Origin of the sequence: Sphingorhabdus sp., from assembly GCF_023910635.1 — a bacterium.
Lineage (GTDB): Bacteria > Pseudomonadota > Alphaproteobacteria > Sphingomonadales > Sphingomonadaceae > Sphingorhabdus_B.
The window spans coordinates 123,233-145,000 of sequence record NZ_JAAVVZ010000008.1 but is presented as its reverse complement, the minus strand read 5'-3'; the positions used below and the strand labels follow the sequence as shown (position 1 = coordinate 145,000).

The window sequence follows — 21,768 nt, the reverse complement described above, 5'->3', positions numbered from 1 at the left end:
TTTTCCTTCGATATCTTTGCCCTTTTGACGCCGCGAAGGTGGGTTGAAGTGGTCCTGACCCTACATCAAAAAAATCATGTTCAGGCACATCAGTCCGAATAACCTCTCCTAAATAAAAAGGTAATTACATGAGTATCATTGGTTCAAGCCTTAAGCCATTCACCGCGCAATCGTATAAATCGGGCAAGTTTGTCGAAGTGTCGGATACCGACGTTAACGGCAAATGGGCGGTATTTTTCTTCTATCCAGCCGACTGGACCTTCGTCTGCCCAACCGAACTGGAAGATCTCGCCGATCAATATACAGACCTGCAAGGCATGGGCGTTGAAGTGTATTCGGTATCGACCGACACGCATTTCAGCCATAAGGCATGGCATGATGGTTCGCCAGCGATCAGCAAGATCAACTTCCACATGCTTGGCGACCAGAACCATGTGATTAGCAACAATTTCGGTGTGTTGCGCGAAGGCCAAGGCCTCGCAGACCGCGCAACCTTCGTCGTCGATCCAGACGGCGTTATTCAGGTTATGGAAATCACCTGCGAAGGCGTTGGCCGTAATGCGGTTGAACTCGTCCGCAAGATCAAGGCCGCCATTTACGTGCGTGAGCATCCAGGTCAGGTTTGTCCTGCGAAGTGGGAAGAAGGCAGCGAAACGCTTGCACCTTCGATCGACCTCGTCGGCAAAATCTAACTATCTATCGGGTGCCGCGTAAACGGCGCGGCACCCAAACTAACGTTTTTCGAAGAATTTCGACCGCGTTTGTGCGCGGCGCGACTGTTCTCGTATAAAAAAGGCCTCCCCGATGCTTGATGCTGCTACAACTGCCCAGCTAAAAACCTATCTGGCAAATCTGCGCACGCCCGTTGAACTGGTCGCGACGTTGGACGACAGCCCGAAGTCTGCGGAAATGCGCACACTGGTAGAAAGCGTGGTCGAACAATCGCCTTTGCTGTCGGCACGTTATGATGGTCACGCCGAACGCGCGCCTTCCTTTGCTATTCGCCGCGCAGATGGCACAGCGGAAACGCAATTTGCCGGCCTACCGCTTGGCCACGAGTTCACGTCATTGGTGCTCGCAATGTTGCACATGGGCGGTCACCCGCCAAAGGAAGAGGTCGAACTGCTCGATTCCGTTAAGGCGCTTGAGGGCAGTTTCAAATTCGAAACATTTTTCTCCTTGTCCTGCCAGAATTGCCCTGATGTTATTCAGGCGATTAACATCATGGCTGCGCTCAACCCCGGCGTGAGCCATGTGGCAATTGACGGCGCGATGTTCCGTGCGGAGGTCGAAACACGCAAGGTCATGGCCGTGCCAGCGGTTTACCTAAACGGCGAACCATTTGGCCAAGGTCGTATGGACCTGTCGCAGATCATGGCAAAGCTTGATACCGGCACAATTGCTCGTGCCGCCGAAAAGATCGCGGCTAAGGAGCCGTTTGAGGTTCTGGTTGTCGGCGGCGGACCTGCTGGCGCGGCAGCAGCGATTTACGCCGCGCGTAAGGGCATTCGTACGGGTGTTGTCGCCGAACGCTTCGGCGGCCAGGTGCTTGATACCATGGGTATCGAAAACTTCATTTCGGTTCAACACACAGAAGGTCCAAAGCTCGTAGCCCAGTTGGAGCAGCATGTCCGCGAATATGACGTCGACATTATGAACTTGCAGACGGCCGCTGAACTCATCCCCGCTGGCGCCGATGGTCTGCACGAGGTCAAACTCGCAAATGGTGCCTCGTTGAAGGCGCGGACGCTGATTCTGTCCACCGGTGCCCGCTGGCGACAGATGGGCGTCCCGGGCGAAGAAGAATATCGCAACAGAGGCGTCGCATATTGTCCGCATTGCGATGGTCCTTTGTATAAGGGAAAGCGCACCGCGGTCATTGGCGGCGGGAACTCTGGCGTTGAGGCCGCGATCGACCTTGCGGGCATCGTCGCGCATGTCACATTGATAGAATTTGACTCGCAGTTACGCGCTGATGCGGTTTTGCAGAGGAAACTCCGCAGCCTATCCAACGTAGATATCATGACCTCCGCGCTCAGCACTGAAGTCATTGGCGACGGCGAGAAGGTTCAGGCTTTGGTCTACACCGACAGAAACACGGACGAGTCCCATCGCATCGATCTGGATGGCATTTTTGTGCAGATTGGCTTGGTCCCCAATACCGAATGGCTGAAAGGCCCATTAACATTGTCGCCGCGCGGGGAAATTGAAGTCGACGCGCATAACGCGACCAATATTCCCGGCGTGTTTGCAGCAGGTGATGTCACAACGGTGCCGTATAAGCAGATCATAGTCGCGATGGGCGAAGGGACGAAGGCCGGATTGTCGGCATTTGACCATATCATTCGGCATTGATGGAGAGAAAAGCTTCATTTGTCGAAAATTACTGGTCGATTGGAATAAGTTCCGCCAACAGCAAGTTTAAGGTGTTTCTCTTGCCGAATCCCCAACTGGTGAAAAAATGCGTAAGCCAATAATTCTGTCATTGATATTCTGTGTTGCCGCATGTGGCGGCGGCGGCGAAGAAAAGCGAGAGCGCCCTACCCCGCTGGTTACTATTGACGCGGCATCCGCACATCAATTTTCGGATGTCTATGTCGCTGTGGGAACGGCCAATGCAAATGAGCAAGTTTCGGTCCGCGCGCCCGTCACCGAACGGATAACGCAACTTGGCTTTTCCGACGGCGAATATGTGCAAAAGGGACAAATGCTTGCGGTTCTTGCGCAGGGTCAGGAAACGGCATCGCTTGCCAGTGCGCAAGCCCGCGCACGCGAAGCCGATCAACAACTAAAGCGTATCAGCGAACTTCACCGCCGCGGCTTTGCAACCAATGCAAGTTTGGACGCGCAAACTGCATCTGCAACTGCAGCAAAGGCGTTGGCAAATGAGGCGCGTGCGTCCATTGGCGACCGTGTCGTGCGCGCGCCTTTTTCCGGCTACGTATCTTTGCGGCGAATCTCCATTGGCGCAGTGGTAAGCGCCGGAGACGAAATCGCCGCGGTGAGCGATCTGAGTTCAATCAAGCTCGACTTTACTGTGCCAGAGACAATGCTGGCCAACGTCCGGGTGGGGCAGGTCATAACGGCAAAGGCCGCGGCCTTTCCAGACTATGTTGCGTCGGGCAGCATTACCGCCATTGAACCTGTTGTTAATCCGCAAACCCGTACCGCCACATTGCGTGCCGTTTTGCCCAACCGCAATGCCAATTTGAAACCCGGCATGCTGTTATCCGTAACAATATCGTCAAAAAATCGCACTGCCCCCGCCGTGCCCGAATTGTCATTGGTCCGCGAAGGCGACACCAGCTTTGTCTATACGGTTGGGTCCGACCTTAAGGCGAAGCGCACACCTGTGATAACCGGGACACGTGACGGCAATTTGGTCGAAATTATTCAGGGCATTGACGTGGGTGACAAAATCGTCACCGAAGGCGTGGTAAAACTTTCTGATGGCACAACGGTGCGGACTGGCCCCGCCAAGGCCAGCGGCGCAACAGCCAAATCGCGCTGATGCAAGTCTGACATGAAACTTTCCGACACCTCCGTCCGCAGACCCGTATTCGCAGCCGTCATTGCGATTTTAATGCTGCTCGTGGGTATCGTCGGGTTTTTAAGTCTGCCCGTCCGCGAATATCCGGACACTGAACCGCCAATCGTATCTGTCGGCACAACCTACACCGGCGCAGCCGCTACCGTCGTTGAATCGCGCGTCACGCAAGTCCTCGAAAATTCGCTTGCCGGTATTGAGGGGATTCAGACCATCACATCGCGTTCACGCGACGGGCAGTCGGACATCACCATCGAATTTGCGCCGGGCCGTTCGGTGGACAGCGCCGCCAATGATGTCCGTGATCGTGTCGGAGGGGCTGCGGACGATTTGCCCGAAGAAGCGTTACCACCCGAAGTGCGCAAGGTCGATGCGGACGCGTCGCCAATCCTGTTTCTCGTCGTGTCAAAGCCCGGTTGGTCGCGGCTTGAGCTTAGCGATTATGTCGACCGCAATCTCGTTGACCGTTTTTCGTCCATCGACGGCGTAGCCCGTGTATTTGTAGGCGGCGAAGCACGGCCTTCCATGCGGATATGGCTTCAGCCGGATCGCTTGGCGGCTTTGGGCCTGACGCCGATAGACATTGAAAACGCCTTGCGCAGCCAGAATGTTGAGCTTCCCGCTGGGCGGCTTGAATCCACCGATCAAAATGTCACGCTGCGGGTGAGCCGCCCTTTTGGCACGGAAGCCGAATTTCGCCAGTTGATCGTCGCGCGTGGCGCAGATGGATCGTTGACGCGACTGGGTGATGTGGCGCGGGTCGAAACGGGTCCGGAAAATCCTTACGCAGCGTTCCGCCTCAATGGGGAATCTGCGTTAGGCATGGGTATTGTGCGTCAATCCGGCGCGAACACACTGGCCGTGGCAGAGCGTGCGAAGCAACTTGCCGCGCAGATCAAACCCACTTTGCCGCAAGGCATGACAATTACCGTCGGTTCCGATGACTCGTTGTTCATCAGCAAGGCGATCAGCAGCGTGTGGGTTACCCTGGCAGAAGCAGCAGCGCTGGTCGTCTTGGTCATCTTCCTGTTTTTGGGCAGTTGGCGCGCGACCCTCATTCCGGCGGTCACGGTGCCCATTTGCTTGCTCGCAACCTTTGCCGTCCTGTGGTTCCTCGGCTTTTCGATTAACTTGCTGACGCTATTGGCAATGGTGCTGGCCATTGGCCTTGTTGTCGATGACGCCATTGTTGTGCTTGAAAACGTCTATCACCGCATTGAACAGGGTGAGCCGCCCTTGGTCGCGGCAGTAACCGGAACGCGCCAAGTGGCGTTTGCGGTTGTTTCCACCACCGTCGTCGTGTGCGCCGTCTTCGTGCCCGTGATGTTTCTGGCTGGCCAGACGGGCTTACTTTTCCGCGAACTGGCAGGCGCGATGATTGCGGCCATTGCCTTTTCTGGCTTTGTCGCCCTCAGCCTTGCCCCGATGTTATGTTCCAAGTTGCTGAAGCAAGAAGAACGCGGGCGCGTGGCGAAATGGGTGGATGACAAGTTTCAGCGGCTTGAGCGTCGTTATGCGCACCTATTGTCACGCGTTATCGCAAAGCCATTGGTAACATCGCTTGGCGTGCTTAGTTTTCTTTTATGTGCCGGATTCCTGTTCACCACATTGCAATCCGAACTCGCGCCAGCCGAAGATGTCGGCATATTGAGCGCCAACATTTCCGCGCCTGAGGGCACTGGCTATGAAGCCATGGACAAATATATGCTTCAGGCGTCGGAACCCATTGTGAAGCTGATCGAAAAGGGTACGGTCAGGTCAATCATTCAGCGCACGCCCGGCGGATTTGGACCCAGCGACGATTTCAACAGCGGGACGTTTATCGTCTTTCTGAAACCGTGGGACGAACGGACCGAGAAAACCGAAGATGTGGTTGCGCAGGTCAACAAGATCCTCGCCGAGCTACCTGCTGTTCGCGGCAATGCTTCGGTGCGCTCGTCCATCGGACGTGGACGCGGTCAGCCCATAAATTTTGTGATTGCGGGTTCAACATATGAATCGCTGAGCATTGCGCGTGACCGCATATTGGCCGCGGCAAGTGAAAATCCCGGCATCGTAAACATGGACTCCGATTATAAGGAAACCAAACCCCAAATGGAGATTCAGGTCGATACTGCGCGCGCGGGCGACCTCGGCATCTCAGTAGCAGAGGTCAGCCAAGCACTACAGACGCTTTTGGGTTCGCGCCGGGTATCGACCTATTTAGATCGCGGCGAAGAATATCGCGTCATCGTGCAAGCGGATGCAGCGGATCGCGCCACTGCCGAAAATCTCGCTGCGATCCAGCTTCGGACGCGTGACGGATCATTGGTGTCGCTCGCCAACCTCATAAAATACACCGAAACCGCAGGCGCGCGCGATTTGGGTCGCTTCAACAAGCTGCGCGCAATCACGCTGCAAGGGGGCCTCGCGCCGGGCTATACTATGGGGGAGGCCTTGGCCTTTTTGGAAGAGCAAGCCGCAGCGTCACCCGAAGTATTGGCAGTTGGTTATCGTGGTGAAAGTCAGGCTTTCAAGGAAACCGGCGGCTCAATCATGCTTGTATTCTTACTGACCATCCTTCTCGTGTATCTCGTGCTCGCCGCCCAGTTTGAAAGCTTCGTGCATCCTGTGACCATCATTATGACGGTACCATTGGCGGTCGGGGGTGGCATCATTGGTCTTGCGCTCACCGGCATGACGTTGAACCTCTATAGCCAGATTGGTATTGTGATGCTCGTCGGCCTTGCCGCGAAGAACGGTATTCTGATCGTCGAATTTGCGAACCAGTTACGTGACGAAGGCATGGAAATACTCGAGGCCGTTCAACAAGCCGCTACCCGTCGCTTGCGACCCATTTTGATGACATCTATTGCTACGGTATTCGGGGCCATTCCCTTGGCTATTGCGAGTGGTGCCGGTGGCGCTGCGCGGTCAGCCATTGGTGTGGTGATTGTTTTCGGTGTGACACTGGCGACGTTCATCACACTCATACTCATCCCGCTCATTTATGCGCGGCTTGCCAAATATACAGGCTCCCCCGAGGCGGTGTCGCGCCGCTTGGAACAGGAAATGAAAACGCAAGAAGCACCGCTGTCTTAGCGCATGTTGCGACAAAAAATTCCTCGCAAAAAAATCTCGTTACTTTTTAATATGTTAATATAATCTACAATCTTCTCTCAGGCAGGAGAGCAGGGAGCGTAGATGTACAAGAATTTGGTGATTTTCGGCACGCGGCCCGAGGCCGTTAAGCTGTTCCCGGTTATAAACGCGCTGTCGCAACATCCGGATATGCTCACCGAAGTCCTCGTCAGCGGGCAACATCGGCACATGCTGGACCAAATACTGTCGATCAGCGGCATCGTGCCAGATTATGACCTTGACCTCATGCGTCCGGGACAATCACTCGACGCGCTCACCGCGCGCCTGCTGCAAACAATTGGGGTGGTAGTGGACAAAGCGAAGCCCGATCGCGTCATCGTTCAGGGCGATACCGCAACAGCGATGGTCGGCGCGCTGGCCGCTTATTATCGCAAGATCCCAGTTAGCCATATCGAAGCGGGATTGCGCAGCCATGACATTTATCAGCCATGGCCCGAAGAGGTAAATCGCAAGATTATCAGCAATATTGCAAATCAACATTTCGCCGCGACCGAGATATCCGCAGCGGCATTACGGGCAGAATCTATTCCTGCCGATCGTGTCTTTGTAACTGGTAATACCGTGATTGATGCGCTGCATTGGGTCTTAAAGCGAATTGCCCACGATCCGTCGCTCATTCTTGGCCTTGCGCCGTTGGAGGCCCGATTTCGCGGTCGTAAAATTATCGGGATTACCGCCCACCGAAGGGAGAATTTTGGTGCGGGCATGGTGAACATCGCGGCTGCGATAAAAGCCATTGCCGCGCGTGACGATGTGGCCTGTATCTTTCCTGTCCATATGAACCCGAAAGTCCGTGCGGTCATGAATGCGGCGTTGGGGGACTTACCCAATGTCGCCATGATTGAACCGCTGGATTATCCATGCTTTGCGCGGCTGCTGTCCATCAGCCATATCATGCTGACCGATAGCGGCGGTGTGCAGGAGGAGGCACCCGCGCTCGGCAAACCCGTATTGGTCCTGCGCGAGACCACCGAACGGCCAGAAGCTGTTATGATGGGCAGTGCGAAACTGGTCGGGACCGATAAACAACGCATCGTGTCGGAAACATTCGCTCTTTTGGACGATGACACCGCTTATGCCGCTATGGCGCGTTGCCAATATCCCTTTGGGGACGGGCAGGCCAGCCAGCGCATCGCAGACATTATCTGGAACGCGCGCCAACAATAGACCTTATGTTCCCATGTCCCCACCGATCATTTTGTAACGATTGACTGTCTCGATTTGGCTTGGCAACAGGATACCGCAAGACTTGTTCCTGCGCGGATAACATCATAAGGCGCACACATTCGGATATCGCCTTTAAGAAGGACATTTAATGAAAATTGCTATGATCGGTTCGGGCTATGTCGGCCTTGTATCTGGCGCGTGCTTTGCCGATTTCGGGCATGAAGTTGTCTGCGTGGACAAGGACGAGTCCAAAATCACCCGCCTGCACGCCAATATCATGCCGATTTACGAGCCTGGCCTTGACGCGCTTGTCAAAACCAATGTCGATGCAGGCCGGTTAAGCTTTTCAACGGATGTTACCGAAGCGGTCAAAGGGTGCGATGCGGTTTTCATCGCCGTGGGCACGCCTTCGCGTCGTGGTGATGGCCATGCGGACTTGAGCTATGTCTACGCCGCTGCCGAGGAATTGGCGCGCGCGATCGATCCGCACACCGTCGTTGTTACGAAATCGACCGTTCCAGTCGGCACCGGCGACGAAGTCGAGCGGATCATCCGCGAAACAAGCCCCGAGTTGGACTTTGCGGTGGTATCCAACCCCGAATTCTTGCGTGAAGGCGCCGCCATTGGCGACTTTAAGCGCCCCGACCGCATTGTCGTCGGCAGCGATGTCGAATGGGCCCGCGATGTCATGCGCGCTGTGTACCGCCCGCTCTTCCTCAACGAATCGCCCTTGTTATTCACCAGCCGCCGTTCGTCGGAACTCATCAAATATGCCGCCAACGCATTTTTGGCGACGAAGATCACCTTCATCAATGAAATGGCCGATCTCTGCGAAAAACTGGGCGCGAATGTGCAAGATGTGTCGCGCGGCATTGGCCTCGATAACCGTATCGGGTCGAAGTTTCTGCATGCCGGCCCCGGCTATGGCGGCAGTTGCTTTCCAAAGGACACTCTCGCGCTCCTCAAGACCGCGCAGGACCATGAAACCCCCGTTCGGGTGGTTGAGGCTGTGGTGCAGGCAAATGACCTTAGAAAGCGCGCTATGGGCCGTAAGATCATCACGGCGCTGGGTGGTGATGTGCGCGGCCTGAAGATTGGCCTGCTTGGCCTGACGTTTAAGCCCAACACAGACGATATGCGCGATGCACCGTCGATTGCGATTGTCCAGACCTTGCTGGACGCTGGCGCAATCGTTCACGCCCACGATCCAGAGGGTATGGAAGAAGCAGCAAAGATCCTGCCCGACGTCATCATGGCCGACAGCGCTTATGATGCCGCACAAGGCGCACACGCCGTGGCGTTGGTTACCGAGTGGGATGCCTATCGCGCGCTTGACCTCAAAAAACTACACGCGGCCATGGCGGGCGATGTCCTTGTGGATTTGCGCAACATCTACCGCCCCGAGGATACAGCCGCCGCTGGGTTTAATTATGTCAGCGTGGGGCGCTAATTTTAATTCTCAGCGGCTTCAGTTTACCTGCCGCTCAAAGCCAGCCCAATATGGCGCGCGTAGGTCCTTGCGCAGGATTTTGCCCGACGCATTGCGCGGCAACGCCGCAATGATGTCAACGGAACGTGGCACCTTAAAACCCGCAATGCGTTCGCGCGCCCAGCCAATGACGCTTTCGGGATCAATGTGTGCGCCGGGTTTGGGAACGCATACCGCCTTCACCGCTTCCCCCCATTTGGCGTCAGGCACGCCAATCACCGCGACCTCCAATATATCTGGATGTCCGTAAATCGCGCTTTCGACTTCAGCGGGATAGACATTTTCACCGCCCGTGATGATCATGTCTTTCACGCGGTCGTGGATATACATATATCCGTCTTCATCCAGATATCCAGCATCACCGGTTTTAATCCAGCCACCGTCGGCAACAGTGCCTTTCGTGGCGTCGGGTAAGTTCCAATAGCCAATCATATTGTTGGACGACCGCGTCCAAATCTCACCCACTTCGCCCACCGGAACATCGTTCCCTGCCCCATCCACCACGCGCAATTCGACGCCGGGAAGCGGCTTACCGGCCGAACGCATGCGTGTATTGCCATTGGGGTCATGGTCCTCGGGCGGCAACATGCAGATCGTGCCTGTCGTTTCCGTCATACCATAAACCTGAATAAATTCTGCGCTGAACACATCCATGCACTGGCGCAGCAGTTCAAGCGGAATGGGCGCTGCGCCGTAGAGGATATATTTAAGGCGGCTATAATCGACGTTGCGGCAACGCGGGTGGTTGACCATCATCTGCAAGGCGGCAGGGACGATGAAAAGCCGCGTTGCCCCGCCCTTTTCGATTGCATCAAAGACGGAATCTGGCGAGAACTCAGCCTGTACGAGCGCGGGCAGGCCTGATGCCATGGCCATGATGCCAAGTCCGGTTCCGCCAATATGCGCGCAAGGCATGGCGATGAGGACGACCTCATCATCTTCCCATTTGCTATAGGCATGCGCCTCTTCGGCTGCGTTTTTACGCAGCGCGAACAGGTTCCGGTTGGAAAGCACTGCGCCTTTGGGATTACCCGTCGTGCCGGAGGTGTAGAGTTGCAGTACGGCGTCGTCAGGGCCAGCAGGTTCAAACGCAGTGCGCGCCGTCGCGTCAATCATATCGCGCGCTTCTTCTTCGGCTATAACCCGGTCAACACCAGCTATCTCGCGGGCCAGAGCGTGCACACCCGCCTCAAACCCCTGCCCCGCAAAGAGCAGGCGTGCGCCAGTATCGTTGGCGATATAGGCCCATTCCGCAGGCGCAAGACGCCATCCGACGGGCACCATCACCACACCAATCCGCGCAGCGCCGTAAAAAAGCGCAAAGTATAGATCACTGTTTTTGCCGATCCAAGCAATCCGGTCGCCCTTTTTCAGCCCCAACCCAAGCAGCATCGCGACGATCTTCGCGGTGCGTTCCTCCAACTCGCCATAGGTAAAATGGCGGTCCTCCTGCGAAAGCGCGGTCCATTCCGGCCGTTCCGCCGCCCAGTGCGTTAAAAAACCATCAAAGCTCAGTATGTCGTAGCTGGCAACGGCCATATCATTCTCTCCTAGCACTGGCCATTTTTCGCAGAGGCCTGATGCAATGTGTCGAGAGATTATAGCGGCCTGTCAATATTGTGATTTGCCGACGACTAAGCGCGGAAAATCAACGATAGATTGTTCGCGGGCATAGCGATGACTGAGTCCAAATGGAGCCCTGATATATGGGCTTCTGCTGCAATGTCATCGACATAGCGCAGCCCCCATAAGGCATTTTGTTGCCGCAGCGACGCATCAAAGGCGGCATTGCTGTCGGCCAGCGGGACGTCGCGTTGGTTGTAGGGTCCGTAGATGAAAAGCACGGCAGACTGCGGCAAAAGGCGCGCGGCGTTGCGCAATAGACCAACGGTCGCGGCCCATGGGCTGATATGCGTCATGTTGATGCAGACGACCGCGTCCGCTTTCGCTATCGGCCATTCTGCCGACGCATCAAGCAACATCGCGGGCCGCATATTCGGAAGGTTGGAATCCGCACGCCACGCGTTGATCGACGCAAGGGCGATTGGGTCCGGGTCGCTTGGCTGCCATGTCAGTGCGGGGAACCGCTTTGCAAAATGCACGACATGTTCGCCGGTGCCGCTGGCGACTTCAAGAATGAGGCCTTCTGTCGGAAGCAAGCGCGCCAATGTTTGCGCAATCACATCACGGTTGCGCTCCGTCGCCGGCGCGTGGCGCTTAACCTCCGCGCCAGCTTCAAAAACAAACGGCTGCGGTCCGCTCACTCCGCCGCAACTGCCTGTTCGGGTTCGCGCCAGACCAACACGGGCTTACGCGCGGCTTGCGTTTCATCGAGGCGGCGACGCGGCGCATAATGCGGCGCGGACTTTAGCGACGGGTCACCCGCCTTGGCCCGCTCCGCAACGCGACCCAGCGCGCCAATGAACTGGTCAAGCGTGGCCTTGCTCTCGGTCTCGGTCGGTTCCACCAACATCGCGCCGTGCACCACGAGCGGGAAGTACACCGTCATCGGGTGATAGCCTTCGTCGATCAGACCCTTGGCGATGTCGAGCGTGGAGAAGCCTTCGGCCAACCCATTATCGCTAAACAATGCCTCATGCATGCAAGGGCCGCTATGGGCGAACGGCGCTTCAAGGACATCTTCCAGACTGCGCAAGATATAGTTAGCGTTCAGCACCGCGTCCTCCGCCACTTGGCGCAAGCCATCTGCGCCATGCGACATGATGTAGGACAAAGCGCGGGTGAACATGCCCATCTGGCCGTGAAAGGCGACCATGCGGCCAAAGCTGGACCCGTGATGCTCGCCAGCCGTTTCCTCTTCGACCAGTCGATAATGATCACCATTTTTATCGACAAAAGGCAGCGGCGCATACGGGGCCAATGCTTCGGAAAGGACAACTGGCCCGGAACCCGGCCCACCACCACCATGCGGGGTCGAAAATGTCTTGTGCAGGTTGATGTGCATGGCATCAACGCCCAAATCGCCGGGGCGCACACGACCAACAATCGCGTTGAAATTCGCGCCGTCGCAATACACATAGCCACCCGCCGCATGCACAGCGTCCGAAATTGCGCGCATATCCCGCTCGAACAGGCCACAGGTGTTGGGGTTGGTGATCATGACGCCCGCAACATCGGGACCAAGCCGCGCCTTCAACGCAGCCAGATCAACGCGGCCTTCCGATGTCGCGGGAATATTCTCCACCGCATAGCCCGCAAAGGCCGCCGTCGCCGGATTGGTGCCATGCGCGCTTTCGGGACAGAGGATAACCGAACGGGCGTCACCGCGCGCGGTCAGCGCCGCACGAATGGCCAGGATGCCGCACAATTCACCATGCGCCCCTGCCTTGGGCGACATCGCCACGGCCTTCATGCCGGTCAACGTAACCAACCAATGTGCCAGTTCGTGAATAACGCCAAGCGCACCTTGGACGGTCTCGACCGGTTGCAACGGATGGACATCGGCAAAGCCAGCCATGCGCGCGACCTTTTCATTCAGGCGCGGGTTGTGCTTCATCGTGCAGCTACCGAGCGGGAAGAAACCGAGGTCAATCGCGTAATTCTGACGACTAAGGCGCGTATAATGGCGTACCGTCTCAGGCTCCGACAGGCCGGGAAGGCCAATGTCGCGGTGCCGTTCCAGATTACCAAGACGCGCCGCGATCTGCGGTGCATCGGCGAGATCAACGCCGGTTGTTCCGGCGGTACCAATCTCGAAAATCAACGCCTCTTCCAGCATCAACGCCTTGTTGCCGGTGTAGGTTGCAGGGGCCGTGTCGCCGACATTGCCCATTTCGGGCTTCCATCCGCTCTGGTTGATGCTGTTCATGCCAAAATCTCCTGCAAAGCGACGGCGAATGTTTCGACATCCGCGCTGGTGGCGGTCTCCGTAACGGCCACAAGCAGGCCGTTCGAAAGCGCGTCTGCATTGGGGTAAAGACGCCCAAGCGACACGCCGCCAAGTATTTTGCGGTCGGCAAGCGCACGCACAATGGGCCGCGCTTCTTTGGGTAGCTTCAACGTGAATTCGTTGAAGAAGCTATCATTGACCAATTCGACACCTGGAATTTGGGTAAACCGATCCGCAGCTTGCACTGCTAGTGCATGGTTCAACTGCGCTAATCCGCGCAGACCCTTTTCACCCAACAAGGTGAGATGCACACTGAAGGCCAAGGCACAAAGACCTGAATTGGTACAGATATTTGAAGTCGCCTTTTCACGGCGAATATGCTGCTCACGCGTGGACAAAGTCAGAACGAAGCCGCGCTTGCCTTGCGCGTCCACAGTCTCCCCGCATAAACGACCGGGCATTTGGCGGACGAATTTTTCCTTGCACGCGAACAGTCCAACATAAGGCCCACCAAATTGCAGGCCGACGCCAAGCGACTGCCCCTCACCCACCACGATGTCCGCGCCCATGTCTCCGGGTGCTTTGATCGCGCCCAAGGCAACGGGTTCCGTCACGACGGCGATTAGCAACGCCCCATGCGCATGCGCCTTAGCGGCGATGGCAGATAGGTCTTCGATCCGCCCCAATATGTCGGGATATTGCACCACGACGCAGCTTGTCTCGCCGTCGATAGCGGCAAGCAAACGCGCGCTGTCGGTCTGTGCGGACAGTTCCGGCAATCTTGTGTCCAACGTATCGCCTGTATATTGCGCCATTGTCTTGGCCACGCTGACATAATGCGGATGCAGCCCTGACGACAGCAGTGCCTTTGTCCGCTTGGTAATGCGGCCAGCCATGCCAATGGCTTCCCAACAGGCGGTCGAGCCGTCATACATCGACGCATTGGCGACATCGCAACCAAACAGGCGCGCAACCTGCGTCTGGAATTCAAACAGCATTTGCAACGTGCCCTGCGCGATTTCGGGCTGATAGGGCGTGTAGGCCGTCAGGAACTCGCCGCGCTGGATGATATGGTCAACGCTCGCTGGCACATGATGCTTATATGCGCCTGCGCCCAAGAAGAACGGGTTATGCGACGCGGTCATATTTTGACGCGCAAGTTCGGAAAAATGCCGCTCCACCGCCATTTCACTGGCGTGATTGGGCAGGCCACGGATCGGCCCATCCAGTCGCGCCTCGGCAGGCACATCACAGAACAGATCATCAATCGATTTTGCCCCAATGACGCCGAGCATCGCTTGCCGGTCAGATGGGGTTAGCGGTAAATAACGCATTACAATCTCCATAGCCCGCGTCGCGAGCGGATTATCTTAAAGCCCGTCGACAAATGCCTGATACGCGGCGGCGTCCATGAGGCTGTCGAGCTCGCTGCTGTCGCTTAAGGTCAGCTTGAAGAACCAGCCTTCGCCTTCGGGGTCGCTGTTGACCAAAGCGGGGTCGCCCTCCAGCGCGTCATTGCCTTCAATGACCGTCCCGCTGACGGGCGCGTAAACGTCGGATGCGGCCTTCACCGATTCCACGACGGCTGCATCGCCGCCTTTTTTTAACGTTGCACCTGCCGCAGGAACTTCGGCAAACACGATGTCGCCCAATTGGCTTTGCGCATATTGCGTGATGCCGACTGTTGCCGTATCGCCGTCAACTTCGATCCACTCATGATCTTCGGTGAAATAACGGGTCATGTGTTTGCTCCTTTGCGATGATAATGATGTGGGATGAAAGGCAGATTTGCGACGGTAATGGACACGCGCTTGCCGCGCACTTCGGCTGCAAGCATGGTGCCGACGGCGTTATGGGCCGCATCAACATAGCCCATGGCAATCGGCGCGCCGACGCTTGGGCCAAAACCGCCGGAGGTAATGACGCCCACTTGCGCTTCGCCTACAAAAATCGGTGCGCCTTCGCGGACGGGCATTTTGCCTTCGACCGAAAGGCCAACCAACTTGCGTGCAGGGCCGTTGGCGAGCGCTTCTAGGATACGATCAGACCCAGCAAAGCCACCTTCCGCCCGGCGGCGTTTGGAGATGGCAAAGGCGGCGTTGGCTTCGACGGGCTCCAGTTCAGGGTTCATGTCATGACCGTAGAGCGGCAAGCCCGCCTCAAGCCGGAGCGAATCACGAGCGCCAAGGCCAATCGGCTTAACCTCTGGTTGCGCACATAATTGGTCTGCCAATGCCTTTGCGTGCGTTGCGGGCACGGAGATTTCAAAGCCATCCTCGCCCGTATAGCCCGAACGGCTTATCCAAAGCGGCTCAGGGTCGGTTTTGGGACCCCAGAAGAATGAACCCGCCTCCATGAAATATAGCGCGTCTACGCCCGGCACGACACGTTTCAACGCATCAACCGCCTTGGGCCCTTGCAACGCCAACAATGCGCGATCTTCCATATTGTTGATGGTGATTTCGTCGGGCAGATATTCGCGCAGATAGCCCATATCATCCCACTTCACTGCGCCATTGACGACGACATAAAGCCCCATGGGAGCCGCCGTAATCATCATGTCGTCCAGCACGCCGCCGTCTTCGGCCAGCAAGAGCGAATAGCGCATCTTGCCTTCTTTCAGTGCGGAAATGTCCCCGGGGACCAGCGCTTCAAGCGCTTCGGCGGCACCATCGCCGGTCAGCATCAACTGACCCATATGGCTAACATCGAACAGCCCGGCATTTTCGCGCGTCCATATATGTTCGGCCATGATGCCTTCATATTGGATCGGCATGTGGTAGCCCGCAAATTCGACCATGCGCGCACCCTTGTCACGATGCCAGGCGTCGAGCGGCAGTTCCAATATTTCGATAGGTTCGAGTTCGAATTCGTCTTCTTCGCTCATATCAGTCCGTTCAAAAGATGCAGCGACCGGCGCTGGATAGCGCCAAGTCTGCTGCCCCCTCTGTCACGGGTACCTGAGAGCTTTATCCGCGATATGCGCCGTGCATGGCGTATATGGCAGGTTACACCTTCGGTGGCGTATCTCGGCAAACGGCCAAGATAAGCGCTTTCCAGAGTGTCGCAAAAGCCGAAGCGGTCCTTTTGCCTGAGAGATTCCGGGGCGGTTGCTCCTTCGGCGGTCCCTTTAAGGGACGCTCTCCCGCTTCGTCAGCGACGGTCCTCCATTGGCGTTAGCATTTTGCAGAGTCAACCCGCGAGCGCGCGGATGGAATCATTTTCGTGGATAAAAACGCCTTCGTCGGGCGTATCTGCCAACGCCGCGATGGCCTGTGCCAATATATGGGATGGCGTGGAGGCATATTTCCGCATCGGCCCAATCATCAGCCTGTCGGCAAATGGCGACAATAAAATCCCGAATGCCTCGCCCGGACGGTGCGCGTCGCGCTTGCCACCCGTCAACAGACTCGGGCGCATGATATCAAGCCGTTGAAAGCCAATGTTGCGAAGCCCCTGCTCCATCTCGGCCTTAGTTCTAAGGTAGAAATTGCCGCTGGCAGGCGTGACGCCTACCGACGAGACCGTTATGAAATGTTGCGCTCCGGCCTTATGGCTGGCCGCTGCAAAGGCAAGCACCAGATCATGATCGACGGCCCGGAAAGCCGCACGCGACCCTGCGGTGCGTATCGTAGTTCCCAAGCACGAAATGGCGACGGCCGGCTTGATTCGCGTTACAATCGCTGGCCAGTCATCGCTTGGGGCAACATGTTCATGCAGATTGGGGGTTGCTTGCGCGGTAGGTCGACGCGACACCAAATGGACCTCAACGCCGTTGCGGGCCAGTAAATCCGCCAACTGCTTTCCAACCAAGCCCGAGCCACCGGCAATGACGATTTTCGATTTCACGCCGCGATCCCGCAAAGTTCGCGGTGCCGGTCGGTGGCGTAACGATCCGTCATCCCGGCCAGAAAGTCGCCGATATGGCGGCTGCGCGCCGGGTCTTGCTCTGGCAGATTCTCGCGCCATTCGGGTGGCAGCAGCCGAACATCGTTTCGATAGACCCCAAATAGTTCGCGCACGATCTTCGATGCCTCCACCGCCGCCGCAGTCTGCGTGGGGTGATGGTAGAGCTTTTGATACATGAATTTTTTAAGCCGCCGCTCACGCGCTGCCATTTCAGAGGAAAACCCACCAATCATGACGCCAGCTTTGCGCACATCATCGGCTGATCTGACCCCGAGTTCGTCTATGCGCGCGCGCGTGGATTCAATCACATCATTGACCATCACGCCAATCTGCTCACGAGTCAGCTCGCCGATCAAGCGGCGCGGCCGGACATCGGGGTAGCGGGCCAAGATAGCCTCCCAACGGTCCGCCACAAACGGCAGCTCAAGCAATTGGTCCATGTCAAGCAGCCCTGCCCTGATGCCATCGTCTATATCGTGATTGTCATACGCGATATCGTCGCTGATCGCCGCGACCTGCGCCTCCAACGAAGGCCAATCGGTCAGATTTAGGTCAAAGCCTGCATTCACTTCGGCCAAGGCCCAACCGGGGTTGGCAACCGGACCATTATGTTTGGCCAGCCCTTCCAGCAGTTCCCAGCTTAAGTTTAATCCAGGCCATGACGGATATGGCGATTCAAGCAGCGTCAGCGTCCGTAGCGTCTGCGCATTATGGTCGAACCCGCCAAAGGGCTTCATCGCTTCTTCCAACGCATCCTCGCCCGCATGACCGAAGGGCGGATGGCCAATATCGTGGGCCAGACACAAGGCCTCCGTCAGATCCTCATTCAAGCCCAGCGCGCGGGCGATCGTCCGGCCAATTTGAGCGACCTCAAGACTATGTGTCAGGCGGACCCGAAAATGGTCGCCATCGGGGGAAATAAAAACCTGCGTCTTGTGGCGCAGGCGGCGGAACGCGATGGAGTGAATGATACGGTCGCGGTCGCGCTGGAAAATATCACGTGGTCCGCGCACATCGCTTGACGGTTCGGCATGTAGCCGACCTCGGCTATGATCAGGAAAGGAAGCATAAGGGGCAAGATGCGACATGCCGCGCTTATGCCGCCAACTGTCCCCAACCGGAAGCCACTATTTTGTTTTCAACGGATTAACGACTTCGCCAATCTCGCTTTTCCACATAAAGGCGTCACCACCCGCCTTTTTATAGTCGCCTTCCCATTTCCTTGCGGCTTTCAGGTCGGGAAACGGACCAACCAACAGCCGGTCCGTCCTGCCCCATTCGGACGTGTATGGGTTCCGGGCCTTGAGCAATGCCGAATATGTTTTGTTGAGTTTGCGATAATCAAAGCCAAGAGCATTGGCGTTTCCTGCCGCAATCTGCACCCAGTAGCGCGCGGGATGGTCCTTTTGGGCTTTGGCCTTCGCCAAAACCTTGGGATCAACCTTGGCTGGCTCTGCCGTCGCCTTGGGTGGCAGTGGTTTCAATTTTTTCAGATCGACTGGAACTTGCGAAGGCTGTTGTTCGCTTTCCGGAATATCAATGGCCTCCACAATTGCGCCCAGATCAAAGATGGATGACGCAACCAGCAACGCAGGCACGGGTTCAGGCGCTTGCCCGGCAACAGCAGCGGCCTGCGATATAGGAAGCGCCTCTTTTATCGACCCACCGCTTTGGGTTGGTACTGGCGCAATAGCAGCGGGCACGACAGCCGTCGCCGTCGGTGCAGGCGTTGTGGCAGCAGGCCTTGGCTGAGGCTCTGCGGCAACTGCTGTCTTGGCCTGCGCCGGAAGTGGCGCAGGTGTCAGCGTGCTTGCAGGCCTTGGCAATGCTGCACTGACCAATGGGCGCGCGGTTTCGGGCACCGGCAGCGCATTATTGCTGACACTGGCAATCCGAGAGGCTTGCGCTTCCTCAGTCTTGGCGCGCGCGGTGGCAGTGCCAAGGCGGGACGTGTCTGTCTTGGGCAGCTTCTGTGCTTCGGGAATATTGGCGACTACCGCCTGAATTTCCGCACGCTCCTGCGCCTTTTGGTCGCGTTTACGATCAGGCTTCCGGGGGTTTTTGCTATCACGCGCTGGCGTAGATTTTGGTCCAAGCGCAGCGCCAGAGGGAATAAGGCGATTATTGCCGGACACGACAGGCGTCTGCGGTAACGTCGATGCAATTCGGCGGACTTGTTCACTGTCACGCCCGACCGCTTGGCGCGTCGGGAAATGACCCAAATGTATTGCCGCCGCCTTCTGAGCAGCCGTCAGGGAGGGCATCAGCCGGAAAAAACGCTCCATACGCAGCGCCGAACTTGTATCCATGAACCCTTGCGCGACTTTCGTCGATTCACGCAGCTCCCCACGGGCCGCAAGCATGAACGCCCGGGCACGCCATGCAGGGGAACTGTTGCGTTGCAGCAGCGGCAACAGCATCGCGTCGGCGGCTTCTTTTTGCCCCGCCAGAGACAAGGACACCGCTTGCCGGATAATGAGGTCATCGGAGATGGACGCTGTCCGCGCCAATTTATAATCCTGCTGCGCGCGGCCAAAATTACCCAATAGGTCAAAGGCCAATGCACGGTCCAACGCAATCGACCGCTCATTCGCGCCAAGGCGGACCGCTTGATCAAACAACCGCAGTGCTTCAAACGGATTTTCAGTGCGCACGGTCGCCGTCGCCAGACCGGACACGATACGGCTGTTCCCGGGGCGAAGCGCATTGGCACGCGTGAAGAAGTTCAAGGCGGCGTTGGCGTCCCCCAAGGCAAGCGACGCGTTGCCAGCATCGGCCATAGCGTCAGCATCGGAGGGATTAAAAGATATACGGCGCATGGCCGCACGCAACTCGGCTGCACCAGCGGGCTCCGAATTTATCGGTGCAGCAGGGGTTGCCTGGTCAAATGCCTCAAGCGCGCTTTCATCAACGGCTTGCGCAAACGCGCCCGATGATAAAACGAGCGCACAGACTATCCCTGCATCACGTAACATTGTCACATTCATTCGCCCTTATTTGAACGCCAATTTCCGGACGCAAAGCATGATTACGCAATGCTCCGACAAATGGTTGCCTAAACCGGACGAAATGACACGGCGCTGCTGACGCAGCTTAGGGTCAGGACCACTTAGGAGTTGTTCTGCCTATCGAGGAAACGCGGAACGCCGGTGCTGCTTGCACCATCATGGTCCTTGTCATCTGCATCGTCGGACCGGGAAAGACCGCGAGACAGGTTCGACATGCGTTCAAACAACGTCCCCCCTGTTGGAATGCGGGGTGCCGCACGCTCAGGCGCCTGTGTTACATCAACAGGTGCAGGCGATGACGCATTTGCGTTCTCATTTGCGTCTGCCGGCGCGTTCAGTTCAAGCGCATCTGCACCTGCCCAAGAATTAGAGGAAAAGGTACTCGACCCGGGCGACTGTTCTTCGCCCTCTGCAGTGGTGTCTTCATCAGCTTCTGGGGCTTCGAAATCGCCGCCGAGGACCAAGCTGTCGTCTTCTAAATCGATTTCTGGTTCCGCAACCGCGTTTGGTTCTTCGACTGGCGCGGAATTGTTGGTTTCAAATAAAGCCGGTATTGGCGCAGGGGTCACCGCAATTGGCGCCGGTGCAGGACGGCTAAACGAAAATGGCGTACGCGATTGCGTTGCGGGTGATGCGCTCAGGCCTTCATTGTCGATACCGGTTGCAACAACCGAAACGCGAATTTTGCCGTTCAGGTTTTCATTGAACGCCGAACCCCAGATTATGTTTGCATCGGGGTCAACGAGCTCACGAATATGGTTCGCAGCTTCGTCAACTTCCATCAGGCGCATGTCTTCGCCGCCAGTGATCGAGACGATAACGCCCTTTGCGCCTTGCATCGACACTCCGTCGAGCAGCGGGTTGGCAATCGCCCTCTCCGCAGCTTCAAGCGCACGGCCATCGCCTTCGGCTTCGCCAGTGCCCATCATCGCCTTGCCCATTTCGTGCATGACAGAACGAACATCGGCAAAATCGAGGTTGATGAGGCCAGGCATAACCATCAGGTCCGTGATACCGCGAACGCCCTGTTGCAGCACTTCGTCGGCCAACAAGAATGCCTCTTTGAAGGTCGTGTTCGGGTTGGCGACCAAAAACAGGTTCTGGTTCGGAATAACGATGAGGGTGTCAACATGCTGTTGCAGTTCGGCAATGCCTGAGTCTGCCGAGCGCATGCGGCGCGATCCTTCAAAAAGGAACGGCTTTGTAACAACGCCAACGGTCAATATGTTCATTTCGCGCGCAGCCTGCGCAATGACGGGAGCGGCACCCGTTCCGGTTCCACCGCCCATGCCAGCCGCGATGAAGCACATGTGGCAACCAGCCAAAGCAGACTTCACTTGCTCAATTGTTTCTTCTGCAGCAGCGCGACCGACCTCTGGGCGCGAACCAGCACCAAGACCTTGCGTAATCTCGGGTCCAAGCTGAATACGATAGTCCGCAGGCGAGGCGTTCAGTGCCTGCGCATCGGTATTGGCGACAAGGAAATCGACGCCTTCAACCTTCGCCTTTATCATATTGGCAACCGCATTTCCGCCAGCACCGCCAACGCCAATCACGGCAATTTTCGGCTTCAATTCGTCAACCATAGGTGGTCCGATATTGATGCTCATAATTTTATCCCCTTAGCCTCTTTGGCTTGTTCGAATTTTACATGCTT

16 protein-coding genes and 1 riboswitch are annotated in these 21,768 nt (G+C 56.8%); of the genes, 6 read left to right on the top strand and 10 right to left on the bottom strand.

Annotation, left to right across the window (positions count from 1 at the left end; translation table 11 throughout):
* Nucleotides 1-128 precede the first annotated feature (128 nt).
* The 6 genes from ahpC (at nt 129) to HEQ34_RS07070 (ending at nt 9,305) form a co-directional block, all read left to right on the top strand.
* Nucleotides 129-692, top strand: a complete 564-nt coding sequence (ahpC, locus tag HEQ34_RS07095; RefSeq protein WP_296199151.1) for an alkyl hydroperoxide reductase subunit C — start codon at nt 129-131, stop codon at nt 690-692.
* A gap of 112 nt (nt 693-804) precedes the next feature.
* Nucleotides 805-2,355, top strand: a complete 1,551-nt coding sequence (ahpF, locus tag HEQ34_RS07090; protein WP_296199149.1) for an alkyl hydroperoxide reductase subunit F — start codon at nt 805-807, stop codon at nt 2,353-2,355.
* A 106-nt stretch (nt 2,356-2,461) separates the two neighbouring features.
* The gene (locus HEQ34_RS07085; protein ID WP_296199146.1) at nt 2,462-3,511 is read left to right on the top strand and encodes an efflux RND transporter periplasmic adaptor subunit; all 1,050 of its coding nucleotides are present in this window, start codon (nt 2,462-2,464) and stop codon (nt 3,509-3,511) included.
* 12 nt (nt 3,512-3,523) lie between these two features.
* Entirely contained in the window at nt 3,524-6,628 is a 3,105-nt protein-coding gene (locus HEQ34_RS07080) for an efflux RND transporter permease subunit (protein ID WP_296199144.1), read from the top strand.
* A 102-nt stretch (nt 6,629-6,730) separates the two neighbouring features.
* On the top strand, nt 6,731-7,855 hold the full coding sequence (wecB, locus tag HEQ34_RS07075; RefSeq protein ID WP_296199142.1) for a non-hydrolyzing UDP-N-acetylglucosamine 2-epimerase: 1,125 nt from the start codon (nt 6,731-6,733) through the stop codon (nt 7,853-7,855).
* Nucleotides 7,856-8,003: 148 nt separating this feature from the next.
* Nucleotides 8,004-9,305 carry a UDP-glucose/GDP-mannose dehydrogenase family protein gene (locus tag HEQ34_RS07070; protein ID WP_296199140.1) on the top strand — a complete coding sequence of 434 codons (1,302 nt, stop codon included), beginning with the start codon at nt 8,004-8,006 and terminating at the stop codon, nt 9,303-9,305.
* Nucleotides 9,306-9,323: 18 nt separating this feature from the next.
* Here the strand turns inward: HEQ34_RS07070 and HEQ34_RS07065 are convergent, their stop codons facing one another.
* The 10 genes from HEQ34_RS07065 to ftsZ all read right to left on the bottom strand — a co-directional run bounded on the left by HEQ34_RS07065 (nt 9,324) and on the right by ftsZ (nt 21,721).
* Nucleotides 9,324-10,883: a fatty acid--CoA ligase gene (locus tag HEQ34_RS07065; protein WP_296199138.1), complete on the bottom strand. Its 1,560-nt coding sequence runs from the start codon at nt 10,881-10,883 to the stop codon at nt 9,324-9,326.
* Between the two features lie 95 nt (nt 10,884-10,978).
* Nucleotides 10,979-11,608, bottom strand: a complete 630-nt coding sequence (locus tag HEQ34_RS07060; protein WP_296199136.1) for a DUF938 domain-containing protein — start codon at nt 11,606-11,608, stop codon at nt 10,979-10,981.
* On the bottom strand, nt 11,605-13,173 hold the full coding sequence (gene gcvPB / locus HEQ34_RS07055) for an aminomethyl-transferring glycine dehydrogenase subunit GcvPB (RefSeq protein ID WP_296199135.1): 1,569 nt from the start codon (nt 13,171-13,173) through the stop codon (nt 11,605-11,607). The genes HEQ34_RS07060 and gcvPB overlap by 4 nt, the downstream gene beginning before the upstream one ends.
* Nucleotides 13,170-14,528: an aminomethyl-transferring glycine dehydrogenase subunit GcvPA gene (gene gcvPA / locus HEQ34_RS07050; RefSeq protein ID WP_296199133.1), complete on the bottom strand. Its 1,359-nt coding sequence runs from the start codon at nt 14,526-14,528 to the stop codon at nt 13,170-13,172. Before gcvPA ends, gcvPB begins: the two co-directional genes overlap by 4 nt.
* A gap of 36 nt (nt 14,529-14,564) precedes the next feature.
* Nucleotides 14,565-14,936 carry a glycine cleavage system protein GcvH gene (gcvH, locus tag HEQ34_RS07045; RefSeq protein ID WP_296199132.1) on the bottom strand — a complete coding sequence of 124 codons (372 nt, stop codon included), beginning with the start codon at nt 14,934-14,936 and terminating at the stop codon, nt 14,565-14,567.
* Complete coding sequence (gene gcvT / locus HEQ34_RS07040) at nt 14,933-16,081, bottom strand: glycine cleavage system aminomethyltransferase GcvT (protein WP_296199130.1); 1,149 nt, start codon at nt 16,079-16,081, stop codon at nt 14,933-14,935. The genes gcvH and gcvT overlap by 4 nt, the downstream gene beginning before the upstream one ends.
* Nucleotides 16,082-16,263: 182 nt before the next feature.
* Nucleotides 16,264-16,352: riboswitch (glycine riboswitch) on the bottom strand.
* A gap of 34 nt (nt 16,353-16,386) precedes the next feature.
* The gene (locus HEQ34_RS07035; RefSeq protein WP_296199128.1) at nt 16,387-17,043 is read right to left on the bottom strand and encodes an NAD-dependent epimerase/dehydratase family protein; all 657 of its coding nucleotides are present in this window, start codon (nt 17,041-17,043) and stop codon (nt 16,387-16,389) included.
* Nucleotides 17,040-18,191 (bottom strand): deoxyguanosinetriphosphate triphosphohydrolase, encoded by a 1,152-nt coding sequence (locus HEQ34_RS07030; RefSeq protein WP_296199126.1) that lies wholly within the window; start codon nt 18,189-18,191, stop codon nt 17,040-17,042. Before HEQ34_RS07030 ends, HEQ34_RS07035 begins: the two co-directional genes overlap by 4 nt.
* Nucleotides 18,192-18,230: 39 nt before the next feature.
* The gene (locus tag HEQ34_RS07025) at nt 18,231-20,084 is read right to left on the bottom strand and encodes a hypothetical protein (RefSeq protein ID WP_296199124.1); all 1,854 of its coding nucleotides are present in this window, start codon (nt 20,082-20,084) and stop codon (nt 18,231-18,233) included.
* Between the two features lie 128 nt (nt 20,085-20,212).
* On the bottom strand, nt 20,213-21,721 hold the full coding sequence (gene ftsZ, locus HEQ34_RS07020) for a cell division protein FtsZ (RefSeq protein ID WP_296199122.1): 1,509 nt from the start codon (nt 21,719-21,721) through the stop codon (nt 20,213-20,215).
* Nucleotides 21,722-21,768 lie beyond the last annotated feature (47 nt).